Genomic DNA, 21818 nt, shown 5'->3' with positions numbered 1-21818 from the left:
TCGAAAGCGCTACGCCGAAGGCGTTAGTCTCGAGCCCTGATCGGCGGCCCCTCAGGGCCGCGGACACGCGCGCGCCAGCGCGCCAATAAACACAGAAAGGCCCGGCGCCGCAACCCGGCACCGGACCTCAGAGCTCCAGCCTCACCTCAAGCGAGCACGTCGTGCCGAACAATCGTCTGGTCACGCCCCGGACCAACGCCGATGCACGAGATCCGCGCACCCGACAGCTCTTCCAGCCGAAGCACATACGCCTGCGCGTTAGCGGGCAACTCCTCGAAGGTGCGAGCGTGGGAGATGTCCTCCCACCACCCCGGCAGCTCCTCGTAGACCGGCTTGGCGTGATGGAACTCGGTCTGCGTGGTCGGCATCTGCTCGACCCGCTTACCGTCGATCTCGTACGCCACGCAGATCGGTACCGTATCCAGCCCGGACAGCACGTCCAGCTTGGTGAGGAAGTAGTCGGTGACGCCGTTGACGCGCGTGGCGTACCGGCTGATCACCGCGTCGAACCAACCACAGCGACGCGCACGACCGGTGGTGACACCGACCTCGCCACCGTTCTTGGCCAGGAACTCACCGAAGTTGTCGAACAGCTCGGTCGGGAACGGGCCGGAGCCGACGCGGGTGGTGTAGCACTTGAGAATGCCGAGCACCGTGTCGATCTTGTTCGGTCCGATGCCCGAACCCACCGCGGCCCCACCCGCAGTCGGGTTGGACGAGGTGACGAACGGATAGGTGCCGTGGTCGACGTCGAGCAGCGTGCCCTGCGAACCTTCCAGCAGCACGGTGTCGCCCCGCTCGAGCGCCAGGTTCAGCTCGAGGCGGGTGTCGGAGATGCGGTGCTTGAACGATTCGGCCTGCTCGAGCACCTCGTCCACCACCTGCTGCGTGTCGAGCGCGCGGCGGTTGTAGATCTTGACCAGCACCTGGTTCTTGAACTCCAGGGCGGCCTCAACCTTCTGGGTGAGGATCTTCTCGTCGAGCACATCGGCGACGCGGACGCCGACGCGGGCGACCTTGTCCTGGTAGCAGGGGCCGATACCGCGACCGGTGGTGCCGATCTTGCGGTTGCCGAGGAAGCGTTCGGTGACCTTATCGATGGCCACGTGATACGGCATGATCAGGTGCGCGTCAGCGGAGAGCAGCAGGCCGGAGGTGTCGACTCCGCGCTCTTCCAGACCGGCGAGTTCGTCGAGCAGCACGCCCGGGTCGACAACGACACCGTTACCGATGACGTTCTTGACACCGGGGGTGAGGATGCCGGACGGGATCAGGTGCAGAGCGAACTTGTCACCATTGGGGAGAACTACGGTGTGGCCGGCGTTGTTGCCGCCCTGGTATCGGACCACCCACTGCAACCGCTCACCGAGCAGGTCTGTAGCTTTGCCCTTACCCTCGTCGCCCCATTGGGCACCGATGAGGACGATTGCCGGCATTTCGGAGTCTCCTACAGATCGACGGCAGCACACACAGCACTGCAGCTACCTGCCGTAGACGCTGGCGCGTCTATCACTGAGGCGGTGGCCGGACGCACAGTCTAGCCGACACCTGATCAGGTCCCGTCGACCTGCCCCACGGAGCGCCGACCCCGCCCTACCGCACCTGCCCTGATCGGTTACGGTTATCAGTCGGCAGTGAGTTTGCGTGACCGAGGAGGGTGTGCCGCAGTTTGAGTACCCACGTTCTCCGATGCGGTGACATGCCGGTCCCGATCGCGCTCTCCTCGTTACCCAACACCCAGACCGGGCGGGTGCCCGATGTCGCGGTGATCGATGAGCTGCTGCCGGTGCTGGCCGCCGACAGCCTGCCGCGCCTGATCGTGCTCGGCGCCGATGCCTCGCTCGCCGCCGTGCTCACCCATTTGATGCGCACCGAGCGGTTGCATGTCGAGGTCGGTTTCGTACCGGTCGATACGTCCTATGCCTCGCGGGTCTATCAGACCGGAACCGGTAACGGCGCCGCGAAGCGAGCGGTGGAGGGCCGGGCCGTCGAGACGCCGCTGATCCGCGACGACACCGGCACCGTGCTCGTCGGCCGCGCGAGCATCACCGGCGTCGACGGCGCGAAGCTCGAAGGCGAAGCCTATGTCGACGACACGCTGCTGTTCACCGGCAAGGTCGCCACGATGCTGATCTCGCCGACGATGACCATGCCCGGTGTCCGCGCACGAGTGCGCAAAGGCCTGCGCAAACGCACCTGGGTTTCCGGTCGCGCTGCCCAACTCGGCACCCCGGGGGCCGTGGTCACCCGCGACGGGATCACCGCCGAACGCACCGTCCCCCGCTCGACCTTTTATCGATTCGAACAACCCTGGTTGCTGGTGCGATGACTTACTCCTTCCCCTCGGATCGGCGGACCGGGCACAGCGCGGTCCGGCCGAGCCCGGTTTTCCTGCTGATCGTGCTGGTCGCGGTGGGCGGCGGCGCACTCGCCTGGGACGCCGATATCGATTCGGTGCGCGCCAAGGTCGGCGTATTCCTGCTCGTGGTGTTCGGCTGGATCATCAGTTTGTGCCTGCACGAGTTCTCCCACGCGTATGTGGCGTGGCGAGCGGGCGATCACGAGGTGGAGATCCGTGGGTATCTCACGCTGAATCCGCTGAAATACAGCCACCCGGTGCTGTCGATCGGCCTGCCGCTGGTGTTCATCGCGCTCGGCGGGATCGGTTTGCCCGGTGGCGCGGTGTATGTGGACACGACGCGGTTCAAGACGAGTGTGCAGCGCCTGGTGAGCGCGGTCGGACCCGCGTCGAACGCGCTGTGCGCGGTGGTGCTGCTGATCGTGATCCGGGCTTTCGGCTCGGTCGCCGAACATCCCGCGTTCTGGTGCGGGCTGAGTTTTCTGGCGTTTCTGCAGATCACAGCGTTTCTGCTGAACATTCTGCCGGTGCCGGGGCTGGACGGCTACGGGATCATCGAGCCGTCGCTGAGCTACCAGACGCGGCGCTCGCTCGATCAATTCAAGCCATACGGCATGTTGATCCTGTTCGCTGTCATCTTTTTCACCCCGTTGAGTCAGGTGTTCTTCAACGGCGTTTACGCATTGTTCGAACTTTCGGGGGTACCAGAGGTGTGGGCTGCCTACGGCGGCCAGTTGACCCGTTTCTGGCGTTGATAGCCTCGGGTCAGAATCGACCCTGGAACGGAAATTGCGTATGAGCTCCACCGGATCGTCCGCTGTCCTGTCCGTCGTCATCCCGGCCCTCGACGAAGCAGCGGGCATCACCGCGTGTCTCGAGCGCCTTGTCAGCCAGGATGCGATCGACGAGATCGTCGTCGTCGACAACGGAAGCACCGACAACACCCGCGAGATCGTCGCCGAACTCGCCGCCCGCCATCCCAAGATCGAATTGTTCTCCGAGCCGCAGCCCGGCGTCGCGTTCGCTCGCAACACCGGTTTCGACAAGGCTCGCGGCGACTACCTCGGCCGCATCGACGCCGACACCCTCGTCTCCCCCGAGTGGGGTGCCACCGTGCGCGCCCACCTCGACGCCTACTCGGACACCATGGCGGTGACCGGTATCAGCACCTATCACGACTCCCCGATCGGCATCTTCCTCGCCGCCGCGATCGGCGGACAGGAGCGGCTCGGGATGATCAAGACCCAGCCCGTCGGCAATGTGCACGGCGCCAATATGGCGATCCGGCGCTCGGCGTGGGAACAGGTGCGTTCGGCCACCACTACCCGCCGTGACCTGCACGAAGACCTCGATCTGGCGCTGTGCCTCGCGAAGGCGAAACTGCGCATCGACCAGCTGCCTGCCTTGCGGGCGGAGATCTCCGCGCGCCGGCGCAAGACCCCGCCCGACGTGTGGTGGAAGTACCAGCTGCGCGGCCTGCAGACCATCGCCAACCAGGGCTACAACATCGTGCCGTTCCATCGCGCGGTGATCACCGGTGCCTGGATCATGCACACCTCGCAGTGGCCGATCTACCGGGCATGGGACTTCGACCGCAAGCGTTTCTCGCTGCGTTCGGGGCGCCCACGCGTTTCCCCCGTCGGCGACTGAGTTACTCCTCCGGCGTCACATACGGATTGGGCACGGTGGGTGGGAGCAGGGCGATGGCCGAGATGCGCTGCATCCCACACACCACCATCAGATCCACCAGGATCGAACGGATCTGCGCGAACACCACGTGTGCCGACAATCCCGCCCCGACAACGAGTTCGGGGCGAGCGTCCTTGGCGACGCTGCGCAACAACTTGAGGGCTTCGGCCTGATCGGGTTGCTGGCCTGGGTCGGCCAGCATCATTGTGCGGACCACGTCGGTGGCGTGGCCCAACTGGTTGACCAGGTCGATCAGGCGCGGGTCGAGGACCTCGTCGTCGCGGACGAGGGTGAGCGAACGGCGAAGCAGCACACGGGTATTGCGGACGGCGTTGTCGAGCGGGTCGGCCGCGTTGTGGATGCGTTGCAAGCGTTTTCGGGAATTCCAATACAGCGGCGATATGCGGCTGATCTCGCGGCCCCCCGCGAGTGCGTCGCGTAAGGCGTCGATCTGGGGCTGGGTGTCGCGCACCGCCGACAGCGAGTCGGACACCTTCGTCGAGTTCTGTTCGAGCAGGCCGTCGGCGCAGGCGATCATCGATTTACTCATCACCGACAGCACGGCGGCGGCGTGTTCGCGGGCGCGGCGCACCGGGTGCAGTGGGATCAGCGCGACCATCAGCACGCCGACGAGCCCGCCGATCAAGGCGTCGATCATGCGGTTCGGCCCCGCGCCGGGCGCCTGATTCAAGGTCGAGACCAGCACGGCCGAACCCGCCGCCTGCATCGTCATGAGCGCGCCGCTGCCGAGAAATACCGACACCGCCATCGCGCCGCCGACCACCAGGCCCACCTGCCAGACACCGGTCCCGACCTGGGCGATGAACAGGTCGCCGATGCCGATGCCGACCGCGACACCCACCACCAACTCCACCGAGCGGCGCACCCGCGCACCGAACGAGATACCGATGGAGACCACCGCGGCGGTCGGCGCGAAGAACGGTTCGACGTGGTGGACGAGGTCGTGGGCGATGAACCAGGCCAGTGCGGCGCCGAGCGCGCACTGGATGATCGGGATGGCCGAGAGCCGCAAGCGCTCGATCGACGCCCGATACCGGCCGACGGTCGTGACCTTGGCGGCCGCGACTACCGGCGTGGCGACGGCGACGAAAGGCTTGTGCTCGCTCACCTACGACTCGGACCCGACTACTGACTCAGTCCAGGCCGAGTTCGTTCGCCGCGCGCGGATCGCAGTCCTCGAGCAGGTCGAGGCAGCGTGCGTACTCCTCGGTTTCGCCGATCGTCTTCGCGGCGCTCGCCAGCGCGCCGACGCTGCGCAGGAAGCCCTGGTTGGGTTCGTGGCTCCACGGGACGGGGCCGAAACCCTTCCAGCCGTTGCGACGCAGCAGGTCGAGGCCGCGGTGGTAGCCGGTGCGGGCGAAGGCGTACGCGGCGACGGTGTCGTGGTTCACCTCGCCGCCTGCGCGCTTCAGGGCGGCCTCGGCGAGCTGTGCCCATGCGATAGACGCGGCCGGGTATTGCGCGACTACCTCGACGGGGTCGGTGCCCGCGGCAATGGCGTCTTCGGCGTCGGTCAGTTCGGGAAGGAGGACCGGCTGCGGTCCGAGCAGGTCACCGAAGGAGGTCATGGGTTCATTGTGCACCGAGGGTCTGACAGACGCCGACCGGCCCGCCGCTTGGTGATCGGCGGTCTCCCGCACGCAGCGCCCGTCAGGGGTGCCTTCGGCCGCGCGCGGCAGGCCTCGCCGACCGCTTCGCGGCTACGCCTTCGAGGCCTGTCTTCGCCGCGGCCGTGCGCGATAGAGCTGGGACCGCTCAGCGCCGCCGCCGCACTCGCTCCGACCATGCGCGAGAGACTTGGGACCGCTTCGCGGCTGCGCCTATTAGGCTGAGCGCAGAGTGCAACGTTCGAGCCTGAGCGAGGGGTACAGAGGTGTCCGACCCGACCGACGAGAACAACCCGGCAGCAGAGTCTGCCGGTCCCGGCGCGCCCGGCCAGCGTGACGATTCGTCCGCGTCGCCTCCCGGCGCACCTGACTCGGTCACCGAGCCGGACCGGGCGACGCGGCCGCCGGTGGGTGCGGATCAGACGGTGGTGATTCGGCGAGGGGATCTGCCGGTTCAGCCCGATGATGCCGCGGACGCGCGTTCCGGTGGGACGCAGCCAGGCGAGCAGGCCGGTGGTCCTCAGCGCTCGGGTGGTCCCGGTGCCGATGCCGCCGGTGGAACTCGGGCGGGTGCGCAGGGCACTGCGGGTGGACCGCCGCAAGGTGGACCTCGTGCACCGCAGGGCAACCCCGCTGGTGGGCTGCCCGGTGGCAACGCACCCGGCGTGGGGCAGGGATCGGCGCGGCCGGGCAATGCGCCTGGTGGACAACAGTCTTCGGGTCCGGGGTCGCAGCAGTCATGGGGGCGGCCAGGGTTTACGCCCGGTGGGGCACGACCGGGTAGCGGTCCCGGTGCGGGACAGCCGGGCAATGTGCCCGGCGCACAACAACCTTCGGGTCGACCGGGTAACGCGCCTGGCGCACCACAACATCCGGGCCAGGGTGGACCACGGTCAGGGGGTCCGGTCGGTGGTCCCGGCTCGCAACAAGGCGGCGGACCGCAGGCCGGACGCGGACCGAGTGGCGGACCTGGTCCACAGCAAACCGGCGGACCGCAAGCGGGACACGGACCGAGCGGCGGACTCGATCCACAGCAAACCGCCGGTCCCCACGCCGGACAGGGACCGAGCGGCCGACCTGGTCAACAAACCGGTGGCCCCCAGGCAGGAAGCGGCCGACCCGGTCCGCAACAGCCGGGTGGACCGCACGCGGGATACGGTCCCGGTGGACCGGGTTCGCAGCAAGGCGGTGGACCCCGAGCCGGGGAAAACGCCGGTGCTCGGCAGGTCGGCGGGCCGGGCAATGTGAGTGGTGGGCCGCGGCCTGCCGGGCCGGGTGGGCCTTCGCGAGTGAGCGGTCCCGGTGGATCGCCTTCCGTCGGCCGGCAAGGAAGTGCGCCCGTGGGTCCGGGTGGGCAAGGCGCGGAACAGGATTCAGCTGCTGGCGGGTCGCCGTTGGCTGGGCTGTCGAAGGGGCTGCCCGGTGGGAACCGAGGTGACCAGGCGGCTGCTTCGAGCCCAGCGCCTCGTGACGAGCGGGGTTCCAACGTCGCCGGACCGGACGCACCGACGACCGCCATGTCGATTCCCGGGCGGAATCCGACGGCGGGGCACGGGGGTTCGGCGGATGACCACACGGTGAAGATCGGTGGCGCCCAGGCGAAGTCGGCGCAGGCGGATGTGCCTACCGCAGGGATGAACAGGGCCGATCTTGCCGACGCGTCGGATGTGGAGTCCGACAAGACATCCGCGCCGAGCGGCTCGACCGCACGCGGCTCGGTCGCCGGTGCAGCGGTGGTAGGTGCCGCAGCCGCGGGTGCTGCGGCGGCGGGCAGCGGATCCGCCGAGTCGTCAGATCCGCAGAGCTCGAAGTCGACCACCGATGGCGGCTCCGGCCAGCGCGCGCAGGACGGCGACAGCCCCACGGGAGGCACGGAAACCACTGCAACAGAAGCCGATTCGGGTATTACTGCCACCGTAGGGCCGAAGGGCGATCCGACTGCCGCTGTAGACGCAGGGACCGCAGCCACGGCCACGGCCGCAAAGTCCGGGGTCTCAGGGTCCACTGCTGCCGGGTCCGGTGCCGCCGGGTCCGCGGCTGCCGGGTCCGGTGCCGCCGGGTCCGCGGCTGCCGGGTCCGGGGCCGCCGGGTCCGGTGCTGCCGGGTCCGGGGCCGCCGGGTCCGCGGCTGCCGGGTCCGGTGCTGCCGGGTCCGGGGCCGCCGGGTCCGCGGCTGCCACGGGAGCGGGTGGCTCACGGGGCCAAAAGCCGGGTGACGTCGATGCGACCGAGAAGTTCGAGACGGGTGGGTCGAAGGGCGGCGGTCCCGCTTCCGAGGATCAGACCGTGGCGATGCGGGTGGTGAGTTCGGCGGATGCGCCGACCACCGCCATGCCGGTGCAGCGGGCGAAGACCGCCGGGCCGGGTGGAACCGATCGGGTGGTGCCGCCCGCGGGTGGGCGGCCTGCGATGACGCCGCCGCCGAACACACCGCGCGGTCCTGCCGGGCCGCGTCAGGCCGGGCAACAAGGGCTCGCCGGGCCGGGCCAGGTCGGACCTGCCGGGCCGGGCCAGTACCCGGTCGGTCCCGGACACCAGGGCACTGACCATCGCGGACCAGCAGGACCGGGGCAGCAAGGCTCAGGTCAGCAAGGGCCCGTCGGTTCTCGGCCCGGTGGTCCCGGCCAGCACGGGCCTCTGGGTCCAGGACAACAGAGCCCCGGCCAGCACGGGCCCGCAGGTCAGCACGGACCGGGCGCTTCGAACCAGCAAGGACCCGCAGCGGTCGGCCTGTCAGGACTCGCGGCCGCGGGCAACCAGTCGCCCGGTCGGCCCGGACCGGGCGACTCCGACGAGCAAGGTCCGCGTGGCGCGGGGCCGGGAGTCGAGGAAACTCAGCCCTCGCCGCCGCGCGGGCCGGGTGGGCCGCAGCGAACGGGTGGGTCGGCGCCTTCGCCCGCGGATATCCAGCCGACAAAGCCCGCCCAGCAGTTGGCCGATGGGCAGCGGGCGGTGGCGCCGCCGCAGCGCATCGGGGCCCAGCAAGGCGAGGATGGCGGTGAGGCCGGGGCCAAGCGGCCCAAGAAGTGGTTGCTGGCCGCCGGTGGGGCCGCGGTGCTGGTTGTCGCCTTGATCGCGACGGTCGTGGCGCTGATGGGCGGTGCGGACGATTCGCCCGAGGGGCAGGTGAAGGCGGTAATCGGGGATTACACCGACGCGCTGCGCAGCGGTGACCTGGAGGACCTGCGGGCCAGCACGTGTGGCGAGCTGCACGCGTTCTACCAGGGCATCACACCCGAGCAGTTCAAGGGCGTGCACGAGGTCTCGACCGAGCGCGGATCCATTCCGGTGGTCGACAGCGTGGACGCGGTGCGGATCACCGGCGAAACCGCGCTGGCCCAGGCCACGGTGTACACCACGGCGGATCCGTCGAAGCGGACCGCGCGGACGTTCGACCTGCAGCGCACCGACGGTAGCTGGAAGGTGTGTGACCCCGCGGGTACCCCCTGATCGTGCGTTGACCCGTCGTAGCGGACGCTTCTGCCTGCTATGACGGGTCACACATAACTGGTGATCCAGATGGGTAAACAAGTAAAGTTTTCCGGATCATGAGCAGGGAACAGACAGTGGTGCAGCCGGACATCGAAGCTGTGGTCCCGGATGCGACGCTGGTTGGTCAGCGCTTCGGATTCCGCGATCACTACGAAGTCGGCCGCGAGAAGATCCGAGAATTCGCCAGGGCCGTGCAGAATCTGCACCCCGCCCATCAGCAGGAAGTCGACGCGCGCAAGCTCGGCTATGACGGGGTGATCGCCCCGCCGACCTTCGCCTCGGTGATCGGCATGACCGCCACCCGCGCCCTGCTCGACACCGTGCTCACCGAGTACGACCTCTCCCAGGTGCTGCAGACCGACCAGGTTTTCGAGCTGTTCCACCCGATGCTGGCGGGCGACCGGATCAGCACCGAGATCGAGATCGAGTCGATCCGCCAGTTCGGCGACAACGACTTCATCAATGTCGGTTTCAAGCTGCGCAACCAGCACGACCAGGTCGCCGTGCAGGGCACCACCACGATCGTGGCCCGCCGTGGCATCGAGGTCGACGCCAATATCGTCGAGGCCGTCGAGAACATCAGCATGCAGCCCCGCCCCGATGTCATCGCCGACACCGGCGACCTGCTGATCCGCCGCACCGGCCCCGCCCCCGCGGTTCCACCGCGCGAAACCGTCGCGGTCAACACCACCCCCGAATTCGACACCCTGGCAAAGGGAACCGAACTCCCGCCCGCCACCGCCCGCCTGACCCGCGGCGACCTCGCCAACTACGCAGGCGTCTCCGGCGACCCCAACCCCATCCACTTCAGCGACCGCGCCGCCGAACTGGCCGGCCTGCCCACAGTGGTGGCCCACGGCCTGCTCACCATGGGCCTGGCCGCGCAGTACCTCACCGATTGGCTGGGCGACCCGACCGCCATCGAGAAGTTGAGCGTCCGGTTCTCCGGTTTCGTTCCGGTCCCCCCCGCCGAGGCAGGCGTCATCGAGTTCTCCGGAAAGATCAAGTCGGTCGACCCCGTTCGGCGCGCGGCAACAGTCCTCCTGAGCGGAGTTTCCGAGGGCCGCAAACTCTTCGGCCGAGCAGTAGCCGAGATCCGGCTTACGTAGGCCCCACCCGCGACCCAAGGAGTGGCTGGGTCGCCACACCCGACCCAGCCCTACTTCACCGCGATGAACACCAAAACGGTTCCGCCGATACGGATTACATCCCCGTCAGCCAACAGCGCACCGCTGTCGATAGGCGCCTCATTGACGTAAACCCCGTTGGCGGAGTGCAGATCCTTGATCAGCAGACCAGCCCGGCTCGGCATGATGTGCGCGTGATACCGACTGGCCTTCGGATCATCGAGGACCAGCTCGTTATCCGTCATCCGGCCGATCCTGATGCCGCCGTGCGGAATCGGCAAGGTGCGACCATCCGCGAACCGCAGATTGCCGTTCCGGATCGACTGCGGCACCTCGGTAACCGTCTCGGTCATCGCCGCGGCCACCTGATCAGATCGCCTGGACGCCAACACATTCAACGGCTCCTGCCGCAGAACCCGCTGCTCCAGCTCGATCAGCGCCGCGCCGGGATCGATCCCCAATTCCTCGGCGAGCACCCCACGTACCCGTCGGCACGCCTCCAGCGCATCCGCCTGCCGCCCGGACAGATACAGCGCGGTGATCAACTGCCCCCACAGCGGCTCGCGCAGCGGATGCTCGTTGGTCATCGACACCAGCTCGCCGATCACCGAAGACGCCCGACCGCAGGCGATTTCAGCGTCGACACGGGCGGAGACGGCGAGTAGCCGCTCCTCGTTCATCGCGGTGGCGAAACCGTCGGCGAACTGCAAGCCGGCCAGGTCGGCCAGTGCCCGCCCGGTCCATTCACGCAGTGCCGCACCGAAAAGGTTGGCGGCGCCGGGGTGGTCACCCGCGTCCAGGCATCGCGAACCCGCTTCGCGCGCGCTCTCGAACCGTCCGAGATCACAGGCGGTATCCGGGATTTCGAGCCGATACCCCGCACCCTCGGTCCGCAATACCTGCGCCGAATCGATCCCCGCGTTGCGCAGCGCTTTGCGAATGTTCGACACGAACACCTGCAGACTGGCCGCGTAGGAATCCGGTGGATCCTCGTTCCAGACCATCTCGGCCAGCACAGCAGAAGACACCGCGCGCCGCCTGTTGACGGTGAGCGCGGCAAGGAGAGCGCGCGGCTTGGGCCCGCCGACCGCTACCGGCTCACCGCCGACGAGCAATCGGACGGGCCCGAGCACACGGACATCAAGACTCATGAGCTCGGGCCCCGTTTGTTGATGCGAAAATCAGGAACCGCTGACGGAGCGACCGGCCGACTTCAGGTCGTTGCAGGCCTCGGCCACACGCTCGGCCATCGAGGTCTCGGCCTTCTTGAGGTAGCTGCGCGGGTCGTAGACCTTCTTGTTGCCGACCTCACCGTCGATCTTCAGCACACCGTCGTAGTTGGCGAACATGTGGCCGGCGACCGGGCGGGTGAAGGCGTACTGGGTGTCGGTGTCGACGTTCATCTTCACCACGCCGTAGCGCAGCGAGTCCTCGATCTCGGACTTCAGCGAGCCCGATCCACCGTGGAAGACGAAGTCGAACGGCTGCGCACCCTCGGCCAGGCCCAGCTTGGCGGCCGCGACGCGCTGGCCCTCGGCCAGCACCTCGGGCTTGAGCACCACGTTGCCCGGCTTGTACACACCGTGCACGTTGCCGAAGGTGGCGGCGAGCAGGTACTTGCCGTTCTCGCCACCGCCGAGCGCGTCGATGGTCTTCTCGAAGTCCTCGGGCGAGGTGTAGAGCTTGTCGTTGATCTCGGCCTCGACGCCGTCTTCCTCGCCGCCGACGACACCGATCTCGACCTCGAGAATGATGTTGGCCGACTGACAGGCCTTCAGCAGTTCCTTGGCGATCTCGAGGTTCTCGTCGATCGGGATGGCCGAGCCGTCCCACATGTGCGACTGGAACAGCGGGTTCAGGCCGTTGTTGACGCGCTCCTGCGAGATCGCGATCAGCGGACGCACGTAGGTGTCCAGCTTGTCCTTGGGGCAGTGATCGGTGTGCAGCGCGATCGTCACGTCGTAGCGCGCGGCCACGATGTGCGCGAACTCGGCCAGTGCCACCGCGCCGGTGACCATGTCCTTCACGCCGAGGCCCGAAGCGAATTCGGCGCCACCGGTGGAGAACTGGATGATGCCGTCACTGCCCGCGTCGGCGAAGCCCTTGATGGCGGCGTTGATCGTCTCCGACGAAGTGCAGTTGATAGCCGGGAACGCGAACGAGTGCGCCTTGGCCCGGCCGAGCATCTCGGCGTAGACCTCCGGGGTCGCGATAGGCACAGCAGTGACCTCCGTCTTGTGGGGAAAAAAACATTCTGTCAGGCCACACCCTAAATTACAGCGTGTCCGAACACTTGTTTGCATCCAGACACCGCCCTTCCCGGGCGTCCTCAGCTCACACCACGCGTGGTATGAGCATCAGTTCCCGCGTCGACCGGGACGGTTTCACCGATACCACGAGGGTTCCGGTCAGCGCCTTCCCGTCGGCGGACATTGGTGGCCCGGCCCCCTGCTCGGGGGTCCGGGGATCGTGAAAAGACCTGGTCACTTGTCGGCCACGCAGCGAGATTGACCGCCGCGTTGTGGTCACGGTCGGCACGAAACCCACACCCACAGAAGAACGTCCGATCCGCCAACGTCAGGGTGGGGTTGATCGTCGCGCAGGCCGAGCAGCGCTTGCTCGACGGATACCACTGATCCGCGATCGCGACCGTGCCGCTACGCCACGCCTGTTTGTAGGTCAACAGTCGGGCGAAGTCGGCCCATCCGGCGTCGCTGATCGCGCGAGCCACATGATGGTTGCCGAGCATCCCCGCCACGTTCAAGTCTTCGATCACGAGCCGGTCGTGGGTTTTGACCAGCCTATTGGCGACCTGATGGGCGAAGTGACGACGAACATTCGCGACTCGATGATGATGGCGCGCCAACCGTGCCGTGGCATCTCGACGGTTGTGCGAACCCACCTGTTTCCGGGACACCGACCTCGCCAGACGGCGTTGCCTGCTCACCTCTGTAACCAACGGTCTGGGAGCGGTGACGATGCGCGCGACCTCGGTTCCGTCGGCGGTCGCGGCGACCGCGAACACTGCCAGTCCGCGATCGATCCCGATCCAACCGTGGTGATCGTGATGCTCCCTCGGCCGGTGATGGTGCGCCGGGTGCAAGTCCGCGGCTTCAAGCGTCAGGCAGATCCACCACCGTCGAGCCCGACAGGAGACGGTGACAGAGAGGATCCTCGCGCGTTCCTTGGTGAGTAGGCGCCGCAACCGGCGAGTGTCGTCACGCACCCGGATCGCACCGATTCCGGGCAAGGTCACCGACCGGACGATGCCGTTGTCACCGACACGGACCGTCGGCCGTCCACCTTTGGGGTGCTTGTTGCGGATCCGGAACGATGGCGTGGTCTTGTTCTTCTTCTTGAAACGGGGGAACCCGACCCGTTTACCCGCGCGTTTACCGCTACGGGAGTCCGAGAACGCCGCCAGGCCGCGTCCACAGTCCACGGCGGCCTCTTCGAACACTTGCTGGCACACCTGGGTGCGCCACGCCAACCCGGTTACCTGGATCTCTGCGACCCCGTCGGGGCTGACGGTGAAGACTCGTCCGGCGGCATCAGTCTTCTTCCAGGTGTTGAATGCGTTGATCAAGTCGAACCGGGTCCACGGAACTGGGTGTTGCGGGGTGGTTTTGCGGCGGTCGAGGGCGGTTCTGACGAAGTCGAGGCTTTGGTTGAATGCGAACCGGGCCGCACCGGCATGCCGCGCGAGCACGTCGGACTGCTCGACGGTGGGGTCGAGGCAGTATCGGAAAGTGGTGTGGCGGCTCATCGTCGACGAGTGTGACACGGGACACCGACACTGATCGCTCGAGGACAGCGGGACCGTAACTGGGCTCTCGATCAGTAGGATTCAGGCAGGCGCTGGACGTGGGCGGGCAGAGGGTCTCGGACATCCTCTCAGGAGGACGAGAGCGGAATCACCCGGTCGCGAGGTTCACCCGCAGGGCACTCATGTCACAGATCGGACCGGTACTGTGGGGGCCGTGACTTTGCTGGCGGTATCCGATGCGGTGACGAGCAACCTTGCGTTGACCCAGTTGCTGGACCCGATGTATCTGCTCCAGGAGACGTGGCTCAAGAATGCGGTTCTGCCCGCCATCCTGGCGATCGTGTTCATCGAGACCGGTCTGCTGTTCCCGTTGCTGCCGGGTGACTCGCTGCTGTTCACCGGCGGCATGCTCGCGGCGCAGGAGAACCCTGTGGTCTCGATCTGGTGGCTCGTGCCGCTGGTGATTCTCACAGCATTCGCCGGCGACCAGTGTGCGTATTGGATCGGCCGCAAGATCGGTCCGGCCATCTTCAAGAAGGAAGACAGCCGCTTCTTCAAGAAGCACTACGTCACCGAGACGCACGAGTTCTTCGAGAAGCACGGCCCCAAGACCATCATCCTGGCCAGGTTCGTGCCGATCGTGCGCACGTTCATGCCGGTGCTCGCGGGTGTGTCGCAGATGAGCTACCGCAAGTACGTGGCGTTCGACATCGTCGGCGCGGTGCTGTGGGGTGGCGGTGTCACGGTCATCGGCTACTTCCTCGGCAATGTGCCGTTCATCCGCGACCACGTGGAAGCGATCTTCCTGCTGATCGTGTTCGTCTCGATCCTGCCCGCGATCATCACGGTCGGTAAGAAGGTGCTCGAGCGCCGTAATGCCCCGGCCGCCCCGGCACAGAGCGGCGAGCTGGCTGCTTCGACGAACGAGACACACTGATCCCTGTGACCGCAGTACCGTCGACCCTCGCTATGGGCAGCTTCGATCCGCTGATCTCGGCAGGCCCCGCTGTGGTCTGCACGGTGGTGCTAGTTTTCGTCTTTCTCGAATGCGCGTTCATCATCGGGCTGTTCCTGCCCGGTGATTCGATGCTGATCACCGCAGGCATCGTGCTTGCCTCGCACGCCAACGGCGAAGCGCAGGTCTGGGCGTTGTCGGTGGGCACGATGCTCGCGGCGATCGCGGGTAACCAAGTGGGCTATGTCGTCGGGGCGCGTACCGGGCATCGCGTGGTGGCGCGCAAGAACGGCCGCTACATCAACACCAAGAATCTGGCCAAGGTCACCGATCTGCTCGAACGGCACGGGTTCCTCGCGGTGCTGGTGGCCCGCTGGATTCCGTGGGTGCGCACGCTGTGCCCGATGGTGGCGGGTGCGGCCGGGATGGATCATCGGCGCTACACCGTGGCCAGCACGCTCGGCGCGATCATCTGGGCGCCGGTGCTGTTGCTGATCGGGTATTACGCGGGCGAGTTCCTCGAGCAGGTGCCGTGGCTCATGCCCGTCGTGGTCGGCACGCTGATCGTCGGTCTGATCATCGGCACCGTCGTCGGTATCCGGCACTATCGCCAGGAGATGGCGAGGCCGGTCGAGGACTACGACCTCGAGCCCAGCATCGCGGCCGACGCCGAGCGCTGAGCTACAGCCCGGCCGCGCTGACCTGGTAGGCCGCTTCCATCAGCATCCAGCCGGACAGCTGCACGGATAAGTCGCGTTCCGGCACGGCCGAGGCGGTCACCGAACCACCCGCGGTGAACTTGCCCGCGCCCGCGGTACCGCCGGGAAGCCGGGACGGTTTGCTCCAGTCGTGCCCGAACAGCGGCTCGCCTTCGACCTCTAGTCGATTGGCCCAGGCCGCGGTGGCCGAGGCTTTGACGATGGCCGCGGCGGTGCGCCGATCGGTTTCGGCCTGCTTGCCCTCGCCGGGCAACATCAGGGCGACCACCGCGAGATAGCGCGCCAGCACGCCGTTGAACAGGCCACCGTCACCGCCGCCGCCGCCGTTGATCACCAGGCGGGTGGTCATGTGTTCTTCCACCGCGGCCAGCAGGGTGCTCACCCGAGCGATGTGACGTTCGTCGTCGGTGTGCACGGCCAGCTCGGCTTCCAAACCGAGGACAACACCCTGGCAGTAGCTGAACACCGGGCGTTCGATCTCACCGGAGGGTAGGTGGATGCCGTCGAGGATCAGGCCGGTTTCGGGGTCGCGGAGGGTCGCGTCGAGCCAGTCGGCCATCTCTCGCGCGCGCTCGACGCGACCCAGGCGTAAGAGCGCGATGCCCGCCGGGCCGTTGGCGGGGGCGTTGAAGAAGTCCGATTTGATCCGCCACGGAATGCCGCCGCCGACCTCGGGTTCCCACGCGCCGTAGAGCTTCTGTTCGAGGGCGAGGAGTCCGCTGCGGGCCGAGGTGAGTTCCTGGGTTCGCTCGGCGCGCTCCAGGACGATGGCCAGCCAGGCCATGTCGTCGTAGTAGCGGTTGGTCCAGCCGGTGATGTTGCGTAGCCGGATGCCGCGGGCGATCGCGCCGATGCGCCTGCGCCTGGCGGGGGTGGGGACGCGATTGGCGGCGTCGACCGCCACATCGAGCAGGTGGGCCTGCCACCAGTAGTGCCAGCCGACGAAGGCCCGTTCACGACGGGTCGCCGGCCAGCCGACAACACCCAATTCCGTTCCCGGACAACCCCACAGCATTCGCAGATGCCGCGAGATGATCGCGGACTCGGCCATATCGGCACGCTCGGACCACAGCGCCGGGGTTGGCACGGATCCGGCGCGATCAAAGGGCTGGGGGCGCCGGCCGCTGCGCGAGGTCATGGCTCCATGGTGCCAGGTGGAACCGACATTGGCGTGCCCATTCCGTTACCAAGCCGCGGATAGGTCGGCGTGTTGACGGATCCAGGCGTGCATGGCGATGCCCGCGGCGACACCGGCGTTGATGCTGCGGGTGGAGCCGAACTGGGCGATCGAAACAGTCAGCGCCGCTGCGTCTTTCGCGTCATCGCTGACGCCGGGGCCTTCCTGGCCGAACAACAGCAGGCAGTTGCGTGGCAGGTCGGCTGTTTCCAGGGGGACCGCGCCGGGCACATTGTCGACGGCAACCACCGTCAAACCCTCGCGCGCGGCGAATTCACGCAGTTCGGCGAGGTCGCTGTGGTGGACGAGGTGCTGGTAGCGGTCGGTCACCATCGCGCCGCGACGGTTCCAGCGCCGCTTGCCGACGATGTGCACCGCCGCGGCGGCGAAGGCGTTGGCGGTGCGCACGACGGTGCCGATATTGGCGTCGTGGCCGAAGTTCTCGATGGCCACGTGGAAGGGGAACCGGCGGGCGTCGATGTCGGCGACGATCGCCTCGCGGGTCCAGTATCGGTAGGCGTCGACGACATTGCGGCGGTCGCCCTCGGCCAGCAGGACGGGGTCATAGCGCGCGTCGGTGGGGACGGGGGTGTCGTATTCCTGCTCCCACGGACCGAGGCCGTACGGGTGCTCGCCCCACTCGGTCGGGCCCGCGACCTCTTGTTCATTCACCCGGCAATGCTAGGCGGGGGCTCAGTAGGTCGAGGAATGCGGGCGCTGATAGTAGCCCGGGGGCGGGTAGCTCATCGGCCAAGCGTAATCGCGGCGGCCGTAGGGCGCTTACCCTGGAAGAACACCGACTTGCGGGTGGTGAGCGAGATGGATCATGAGCGGGTATTCCGGGCGCTGATCGGCGTCGTGGCGGGGTATCTGATCGCGCTCGCGGTGTGGCTGGGATGGTTGGCGCCGCACGCACCTCCGGGCACGGCGCCGTATCAGGTGATGATCATGGTCGGGTTGTTCGGCTCGGCCTGCGGGATCGCGATGACCTGGGCTTCGATGCCGACGCGGGCGGACCGGCAGTTGCGCAAGCACGGGCTCGAGGGATGGGCACGAATCGACGGGGTGCATCCGTTGCGTCGGACCGATCATGCGAGTGAGCTGACCGAGTTCGATGTGGAGCTCACGGTGCCGGGGTCCGAGAGCTACCACGGGACGATCGTGGTGGACGTGATGCCGGTGCACAAACCCAGAATGGTTGTGGGAGAGACGGTTCCGATTCGTGTCGACCCGCAGGACCGGGATCGGATCATCCTGGTTCTGTGAGCGGTCTTTCAATCCGACGGCTGGAAGCACCACGGGCACAGCTTCATTCGAAGGTGCCGGTTCACCCCGCGTGTCCAGGCGTTATGTGGGTGCGGACCCGACCGCCTTGGCGGATACGGGCTCAACCGTTTGCGCGGGCTCCGGTTCGGGCTTGGGCTCGAGTGAGGGAAGGCCGACTATCGGACGGCCGCGGCGGAGTGTGCGCTGCCAGCGGACGGGGTCGAAGACGGCCGGATCGGTCTCTTCGATGAACGAGCGGATCAGTTCGACGAAGCGGTCGGGGTCGAAGTGGTGCGGGAAATGGCCTGCGCCCGCGAAGATTTCGATGCGACTGCCGGGGAAAGCCCGGTGGGCGCGATCGGCGTGGCCCGACGGGATGACGGTATCGCGGGTGCCGCCGATGACCAGCGTCGGGAGGTGGGCGGCGAGGTAGCCGCGGTCGAGCATGGTGATGGTCTGGCCGCGGCGGTCGGCGGCGGCGCGGATGGTGCGCAGGAAGGCGTTGCGGGCGCCCGGTTCGGCGAGGTGGCCGTAGAGGCGGAGCACGTATTCGGCGTCGGGCCCGAGGCCGAGTCCACCCGCCGCCGTCACCACCGGAATCGCGGCGCGCACGGCGGTGCGGACCGGCCAGCTGGTGATCGCCATCAGCGCGGGGCCGGCACCCGCCAGGGTCGCGAGCCGGAACGCGGGGTGCACGCCCGCACCCATCCCCGCCGGGCAGACCAGCGCGATCCGTTCCACCTTCTCGGGGAACTGATAGGCGAACTGCATCGCGACCCCGCCGCCCAGCGAATGCCCGACCACGGTGATCCGCTCGATGCCGAGGATGCTGAGCAGGTCGCGCATGCCGTTGGCGTAGGCCGCTACGGCGTAATCGGCGCGTGGTTTGGCCGATTCACCGTGACCGAGCAGGTCGGGCGCGATCACGGTGTAGTGCTCGGCGAGCGCGTCGAACACGGGCGCCCAAGTCCCCGAACTGTCGGTGATCCCATGGATCAGCAACAGCGGCGGACCGGTGCCTGCCATCCGGAACGCCCGGCGATACCCGTGCACCTCGATGAACTGCGATTGCCGGGTCATCGTTGAAGCGTGCGCGCGGGCTGTTGCGTGGCGACGACACCCAGGTAAGCGCCATGTGACAGTCCCGCCTCTCCGCGATTCACAGCCAGACGGAGGCGCGGGGTAGGTGGCGTCGGCGTCTTGGGGATCGCGATCGGGTTGGCTCGTGCCCGATGAGTTACCCATGTGCCGGCGAGATCAGTGGTTGCGGTCCCGCAGTGCGTCCGTAAGCAGGTATTGCGCAGCGACGTAGGTTGCCAGGATTACACCTTCGGTGACTCTACGGGTGCGGTCGTCGTTGGCGAAGAGGCGGCGTAGGACGATCAGGCCGTCCGAAACCGTGAACAGCAGGGCGCCGATACCGAGGCGACTGCGTGGGTCGGCGTTCGGAATGTTCAGGCCCGCAATATTCTTCGCGTCCGGCGCAAGGGCAGGATCCGAAGCGAGGGTCGCGGCGGTACCAAGGGTCGCGCCGTAGGCGGTGAGCGGGATCGCGAGGACGGGGGCTTTCGCGCGCAGCAGACCAGCCGCGCCTACCCAGGCGATTACCCGGGGAAGCGCGATCTCGGGGCGCGGGCGGGCGCCTCGTTTCCACCACAGCAGCGAGTAGCCGGTCTGCATCACCGCGAACGATGACGCGCCCGCGATGAGGCGGCGGTCGTCGTCGGGGTCGAGGAGCAGCACGTCGCCGACGGTGGCCGCGGCCAGCGAGCCGAGCAGGATCCGGCGTTCGGCCGGATCGATCTCGACTCCGCTGGTCACCGTGTCGGCGGCGAGCAGTGGCATCAGCAGTGGCTTGGCGACCCATTGCAGGCGGTCGCGGCCGGTGACGGCACCGAACACGGTGACCGCACCCGCCGCTAGATAAGCGGCGCGCAGTCTTCGCATGTCAGAAGCTCGGTTCCTTCGGGGCGGGCGGCAGGGTAACGACCTGGCCCGCGTAGCTCAGGCCCGCGCCGAAGCCGAGCAGCAGCGCGAGCTGACCGCCCTTCGCCTTGCCGGTGACCAGCATTTCCTCGATCGCCAGTGGCACCGAGGCGGCGGAGGTGTTGCCGGTGTTCTCGATGTCGTTGGCGATCGGGACGCTCTCGGGCAGGCCGAGGTTCTTCTTCATCAGCTCGTTGATCCGGGCGTTGGCCTGGTGCGGGACGAACACCTCGATGTCGTCCTTGGCCACGCCGGAGGACTCGAGCGCCGCCGAGAGCGCGCGCGGCAGGGTGACCGCGGCCCAGCGGAAGACCTTCGGGCCTTCCATGTGCAACGACATCCGGCCGACGGCCTCGACCGAGGGATCGGTGCCCTGCAGGGCCTGCGCCTTGTCCATGTACGCCAGGAAATCGACGTCCTGGGCGATGGCTTCGGCGTTCTCGCCGTCGCTGCCCCAGACCGTCGGGGAGATGCCGTTGTCCTCGGCCGGGCCAACGACCACAGCGCCCGCGCCGTCACCGAAGATCATCGCGGTGCCGCGGTCGGTGGGGTCGAGGCCGACGGTCATCGTCTCGGCGCCGATCACCAGCACATAGTCGAACGAGCCCGCGCGGATCAGGTCGGCGGCGACACCGAGGCCGTAGCAGAAGCCACCACAGCCGGAGGTGAGGTCGAACGCCGCGACGCCGTTGAGCCCCAGGTCGGAGGCCACCGAGGGGGCACCGTGCGGGGTGAGCTTGAGCCAGCTCGAGGTGCACAGGATGACCGCGCCGATCTTGGATCGATCGATCGGGGTGTTGTTCAGCGCGCGCTCACCGGCGGCCGCGGAGATCGACCGGATCGTCTCGTCGCCACTGATCCAGCGCCGGTTGTGGATACCGGTGCGTTCGAAGATCCAGTCGGGCGTCGAGTCGAGGGTCTCGCACACTTCGGCGTTGGTGACGATGCGCTGCGGACGGTAGGCACCGATCCCGAGCATCGCGACGTTGTCGCGACCTTTGTTAACTGCAATGCTCACCACAGGTGACTCACACGTCCTTCAGACTTTCCGGACAGACCACGTCGTCGTCCGGGTTCGGCGTTGTTCAGGCTAACCCAGGGCGAGATCGTCGAGGCCGAGGATCGATCGATATTCCAGCCCCTCCTCGGCGATCACCTGGTCAGCACCGGTTTCCCGATCGACAACGGTGGCGACGCCGACCACGATCGCACCGGCGTCACGCAGCGCGCGCACCGCGGTGAGCGGCGAGTTGCCGGTCGTGGTGGTGTCTTCGACGACGAGCACTCGCTTGCCGACGATGTTGGGGCCCTCGATCTGGCGCTGCATGCCGTGCGCCTTGGCCGCCTTGCGAACCACGAACGCGTCGATCGGGCGACCCGGCGCGTGCATCACGGCCATCGCGACCGGATCGGCGCCCATGGTGAGCCCGCCGACCGCGTCGAAGTCCCAGTCGGTGACGAGCTCGCGCAGTAGCGAACCGATCAGCGGGGCGGCCTGGTGGTGCAGGGTCGCGCGGCGCAGGTCGACGTAGTAGTCGGCTTCCTTGCCCGAGGACAGCGTCACCTTGCCGTGCACGACCGCGAGCTCGCGCACGAGGGCGGCCAGCTGGTCGCGATCGGCCTTCGTGAGCGACTGACGTGCTTGGTCGATCATC

21 protein-coding genes are annotated in these 21818 nt (G+C 67.5%); 9 read left to right on the top strand and 12 right to left on the bottom strand.

All coding sequences use genetic code 11. The features are described 5' to 3' along the window. Positions 1–146 precede the first annotated feature (146 nt). Positions 147–1436 carry an adenylosuccinate synthase gene (locus ACFXKN_RS21845; protein WP_378942684.1) on the bottom strand — a complete coding sequence of 430 codons (1290 nt, stop codon included), beginning with the start codon at positions 1434–1436 and terminating at the stop codon, positions 147–149. Between the two features lie 263 nt (positions 1437–1699). Between ACFXKN_RS21845 and ACFXKN_RS21840 the strand changes: the two genes are divergently transcribed. The 3 genes from ACFXKN_RS21840 to ACFXKN_RS21830 are packed head-to-tail and all read left to right on the top strand — an operon-like array spanning position 1700 to position 4009. Then, positions 1700–2329, top strand: coding sequence for a hypothetical protein (locus ACFXKN_RS21840; RefSeq protein WP_378942689.1), 630 nt, complete (start codon positions 1700–1702; stop codon positions 2327–2329). Further along, entirely contained in the window at positions 2326–3114 is a 789-nt protein-coding gene (locus ACFXKN_RS21835; protein ID WP_378942692.1) for a site-2 protease family protein, read from the top strand. Before ACFXKN_RS21840 ends, ACFXKN_RS21835 begins: the two co-directional genes overlap by 4 nt. 40 nt (positions 3115–3154) lie before the next feature. After that, positions 3155–4009, top strand: a complete 855-nt coding sequence (locus tag ACFXKN_RS21830) for a glycosyltransferase (RefSeq protein ID WP_378942699.1) — start codon at positions 3155–3157, stop codon at positions 4007–4009. Between the two features lies 1 nt (position 4010). On the opposite strand, the gene ACFXKN_RS21825 is transcribed toward ACFXKN_RS21830, so the two are convergent. Together ACFXKN_RS21825 and ACFXKN_RS21820 are read right to left on the bottom strand one after the other, a co-directional pair. Next, positions 4011–5177, bottom strand: a complete 1167-nt coding sequence (locus tag ACFXKN_RS21825) for an aromatic acid exporter family protein (protein ID WP_378942703.1) — start codon at positions 5175–5177, stop codon at positions 4011–4013. Positions 5178–5202: 25 nt separating this feature from the next. Further along, a complete protein-coding gene (locus ACFXKN_RS21820; RefSeq protein ID WP_378942708.1) occupies positions 5203–5637 on the bottom strand; it encodes a DUF3151 domain-containing protein in 435 nt (144 codons plus the stop codon). 525 nt (positions 5638–6162) lie between these two features. On the opposite strand from ACFXKN_RS21820, the gene ACFXKN_RS21815 reads away from it, so the two are divergent. The 3 genes from ACFXKN_RS21815 (at position 6163) to ACFXKN_RS21805 (ending at position 10276) form a co-directional block, all read left to right on the top strand. Next, a complete protein-coding gene (locus tag ACFXKN_RS21815) occupies positions 6163–6924 on the top strand; it encodes a hypothetical protein (protein ID WP_378942711.1) in 762 nt (253 codons plus the stop codon). Positions 6925–7193: 269 nt separating this feature from the next. Beyond that, a complete protein-coding gene (locus ACFXKN_RS21810) occupies positions 7194–9125 on the top strand; it encodes a hypothetical protein (RefSeq protein ID WP_378942714.1) in 1932 nt (643 codons plus the stop codon). Between the two features lie 98 nt (positions 9126–9223). Continuing rightward, complete coding sequence (locus ACFXKN_RS21805) at positions 9224–10276, top strand: fused (3R)-hydroxyacyl-ACP dehydratase subunits HadA/HadB (protein WP_378942722.1); 1053 nt, start codon at positions 9224–9226, stop codon at positions 10274–10276. Positions 10277–10326: 50 nt separating this feature from the next. Here ACFXKN_RS21805 and ACFXKN_RS21800 read toward each other — a convergent pair whose 3' ends face one another. The 3 genes from ACFXKN_RS21800 to ACFXKN_RS21790 form a co-directional block, all read right to left on the bottom strand. Beyond that, the gene (locus ACFXKN_RS21800; RefSeq protein WP_378942733.1) at positions 10327–11445 is read right to left on the bottom strand and encodes a BTAD domain-containing putative transcriptional regulator; all 1119 of its coding nucleotides are present in this window, start codon (positions 11443–11445) and stop codon (positions 10327–10329) included. 30 nt (positions 11446–11475) lie between these two features. Then, complete coding sequence (gene fbaA / locus ACFXKN_RS21795) at positions 11476–12513, bottom strand: class II fructose-bisphosphate aldolase (RefSeq protein WP_378942741.1); 1038 nt, start codon at positions 12511–12513, stop codon at positions 11476–11478. Positions 12514–12623: 110 nt separating this feature from the next. Further along, entirely contained in the window at positions 12624–14060 is a 1437-nt protein-coding gene (locus tag ACFXKN_RS21790) for an RNA-guided endonuclease InsQ/TnpB family protein (RefSeq protein ID WP_378942745.1), read from the bottom strand. A gap of 280 nt (positions 14061–14340) precedes the next feature. On the opposite strand from ACFXKN_RS21790, the gene ACFXKN_RS21785 reads away from it, so the two are divergent. Both ACFXKN_RS21785 and ACFXKN_RS21780 read left to right on the top strand, forming a co-directional pair. Further along, entirely contained in the window at positions 14341–14997 is a 657-nt protein-coding gene (locus ACFXKN_RS21785) for a DedA family protein (protein ID WP_378943241.1), read from the top strand. A 32-nt stretch (positions 14998–15029) separates the two neighbouring features. Continuing rightward, entirely contained in the window at positions 15030–15695 is a 666-nt protein-coding gene (locus ACFXKN_RS21780; protein WP_378943246.1) for a DedA family protein, read from the top strand. A gap of 1 nt (position 15696) precedes the next feature. Here ACFXKN_RS21780 and ACFXKN_RS21775 read toward each other — a convergent pair whose 3' ends face one another. Both ACFXKN_RS21775 and ACFXKN_RS21770 read right to left on the bottom strand, forming a co-directional pair. Further along, complete coding sequence (locus ACFXKN_RS21775) at positions 15697–16785, bottom strand: glycoside hydrolase family 76 protein (protein ID WP_378943251.1); 1089 nt, start codon at positions 16783–16785, stop codon at positions 15697–15699. A 132-nt stretch (positions 16786–16917) separates the two neighbouring features. Continuing rightward, positions 16918–17583, bottom strand: coding sequence for a TrmH family RNA methyltransferase (locus tag ACFXKN_RS21770; RefSeq protein ID WP_378942756.1), 666 nt, complete (start codon positions 17581–17583; stop codon positions 16918–16920). Between the two features lie 147 nt (positions 17584–17730). Between ACFXKN_RS21770 and ACFXKN_RS21765 the strand changes: the two genes are divergently transcribed. Next, positions 17731–18177: a hypothetical protein gene (locus ACFXKN_RS21765; protein WP_378942761.1), complete on the top strand. Its 447-nt coding sequence runs from the start codon at positions 17731–17733 to the stop codon at positions 18175–18177. Between the two features lie 81 nt (positions 18178–18258). Here ACFXKN_RS21765 and ACFXKN_RS21760 read toward each other — a convergent pair whose 3' ends face one another. The 4 genes from ACFXKN_RS21760 to pyrE form a co-directional block, all read right to left on the bottom strand. Further along, the gene (locus ACFXKN_RS21760; protein ID WP_379433690.1) at positions 18259–19257 is read right to left on the bottom strand and encodes an alpha/beta hydrolase; all 999 of its coding nucleotides are present in this window, start codon (positions 19255–19257) and stop codon (positions 18259–18261) included. Between the two features lie 177 nt (positions 19258–19434). Continuing rightward, positions 19435–20124 (bottom strand): lysoplasmalogenase family protein, encoded by a 690-nt coding sequence (locus tag ACFXKN_RS21755; protein WP_378942770.1) that lies wholly within the window; start codon positions 20122–20124, stop codon positions 19435–19437. 1 nt (position 20125) lies between these two features. After that, positions 20126–21184 carry a beta-ketoacyl-ACP synthase III gene (locus tag ACFXKN_RS21750; RefSeq protein WP_378942775.1) on the bottom strand — a complete coding sequence of 353 codons (1059 nt, stop codon included), beginning with the start codon at positions 21182–21184 and terminating at the stop codon, positions 20126–20128. 69 nt (positions 21185–21253) lie between these two features. Then, positions 21254–21817, bottom strand: coding sequence for an orotate phosphoribosyltransferase (gene pyrE, locus ACFXKN_RS21745; RefSeq protein ID WP_378943255.1), 564 nt, complete (start codon positions 21815–21817; stop codon positions 21254–21256). Between the last annotated feature and the right edge of the window lies 1 nt (position 21818).

The sequence above is a fragment of the Nocardia sp. NPDC059195 genome, from assembly GCF_042754695.1.
Lineage (GTDB): Bacteria > Actinomycetota > Actinomycetes > Mycobacteriales > Mycobacteriaceae > Nocardia.
This window is presented reverse-complemented; position numbering and strand designations above follow the sequence as displayed.

Excerpts from the sequence above, each read along its gene's own strand:
- ACFXKN_RS21845 (WP_378942684.1), bottom strand. The coding sequence starts at position 1,436 with ATGCCGGCAATCGTCCTCATCGGTGCCCAATGGGGCGACGAGGGTAAG.
- ACFXKN_RS21775 (WP_378943251.1), bottom strand. The coding sequence starts at position 16,785 with ATGGCCGAGTCCGCGATCATCTCGCGGCATCTGCGAATGCTGTGGGGT.
- ACFXKN_RS21830 (WP_378942699.1), top strand. The coding sequence starts at position 3,155 with ATGAGCTCCACCGGATCGTCCGCTGTCCTGTCCGTCGTCATCCCGGCC.
- ACFXKN_RS21755 (WP_378942770.1), bottom strand. The coding sequence starts at position 20,124 with ATGCGAAGACTGCGCGCCGCTTATCTAGCGGCGGGTGCGGTCACCGTG.
- ACFXKN_RS21765 (WP_378942761.1), top strand. The coding sequence starts at position 17,731 with ATGGATCATGAGCGGGTATTCCGGGCGCTGATCGGCGTCGTGGCGGGG.
- ACFXKN_RS21800 (WP_378942733.1), bottom strand. The coding sequence starts at position 11,445 with ATGAGTCTTGATGTCCGTGTGCTCGGGCCCGTCCGATTGCTCGTCGGC.
- ACFXKN_RS21780 (WP_378943246.1), top strand. The coding sequence starts at position 15,030 with ATGGGCAGCTTCGATCCGCTGATCTCGGCAGGCCCCGCTGTGGTCTGC.
- ACFXKN_RS21805 (WP_378942722.1), top strand. The coding sequence starts at position 9,224 with ATGAGCAGGGAACAGACAGTGGTGCAGCCGGACATCGAAGCTGTGGTC.
- ACFXKN_RS21835 (WP_378942692.1), top strand. The coding sequence starts at position 2,326 with ATGACTTACTCCTTCCCCTCGGATCGGCGGACCGGGCACAGCGCGGTC.
- ACFXKN_RS21810 (WP_378942714.1), top strand. The coding sequence starts at position 7,194 with ATGTCGATTCCCGGGCGGAATCCGACGGCGGGGCACGGGGGTTCGGCG.
- ACFXKN_RS21820 (WP_378942708.1), bottom strand. The coding sequence starts at position 5,637 with ATGACCTCCTTCGGTGACCTGCTCGGACCGCAGCCGGTCCTCCTTCCC.
- ACFXKN_RS21840 (WP_378942689.1), top strand. The coding sequence starts at position 1,700 with ATGCCGGTCCCGATCGCGCTCTCCTCGTTACCCAACACCCAGACCGGG.
- ACFXKN_RS21760 (WP_379433690.1), bottom strand. The coding sequence starts at position 19,257 with ATGACCCGGCAATCGCAGTTCATCGAGGTGCACGGGTATCGCCGGGCG.
- ACFXKN_RS21790 (WP_378942745.1), bottom strand. The coding sequence starts at position 14,060 with ATGAGCCGCCACACCACTTTCCGATACTGCCTCGACCCCACCGTCGAG.
- ACFXKN_RS21785 (WP_378943241.1), top strand. The coding sequence starts at position 14,341 with ATGTATCTGCTCCAGGAGACGTGGCTCAAGAATGCGGTTCTGCCCGCC.
- pyrE (WP_378943255.1), bottom strand. The coding sequence starts at position 21,817 with ATGATCGACCAAGCACGTCAGTCGCTCACGAAGGCCGATCGCGACCAG.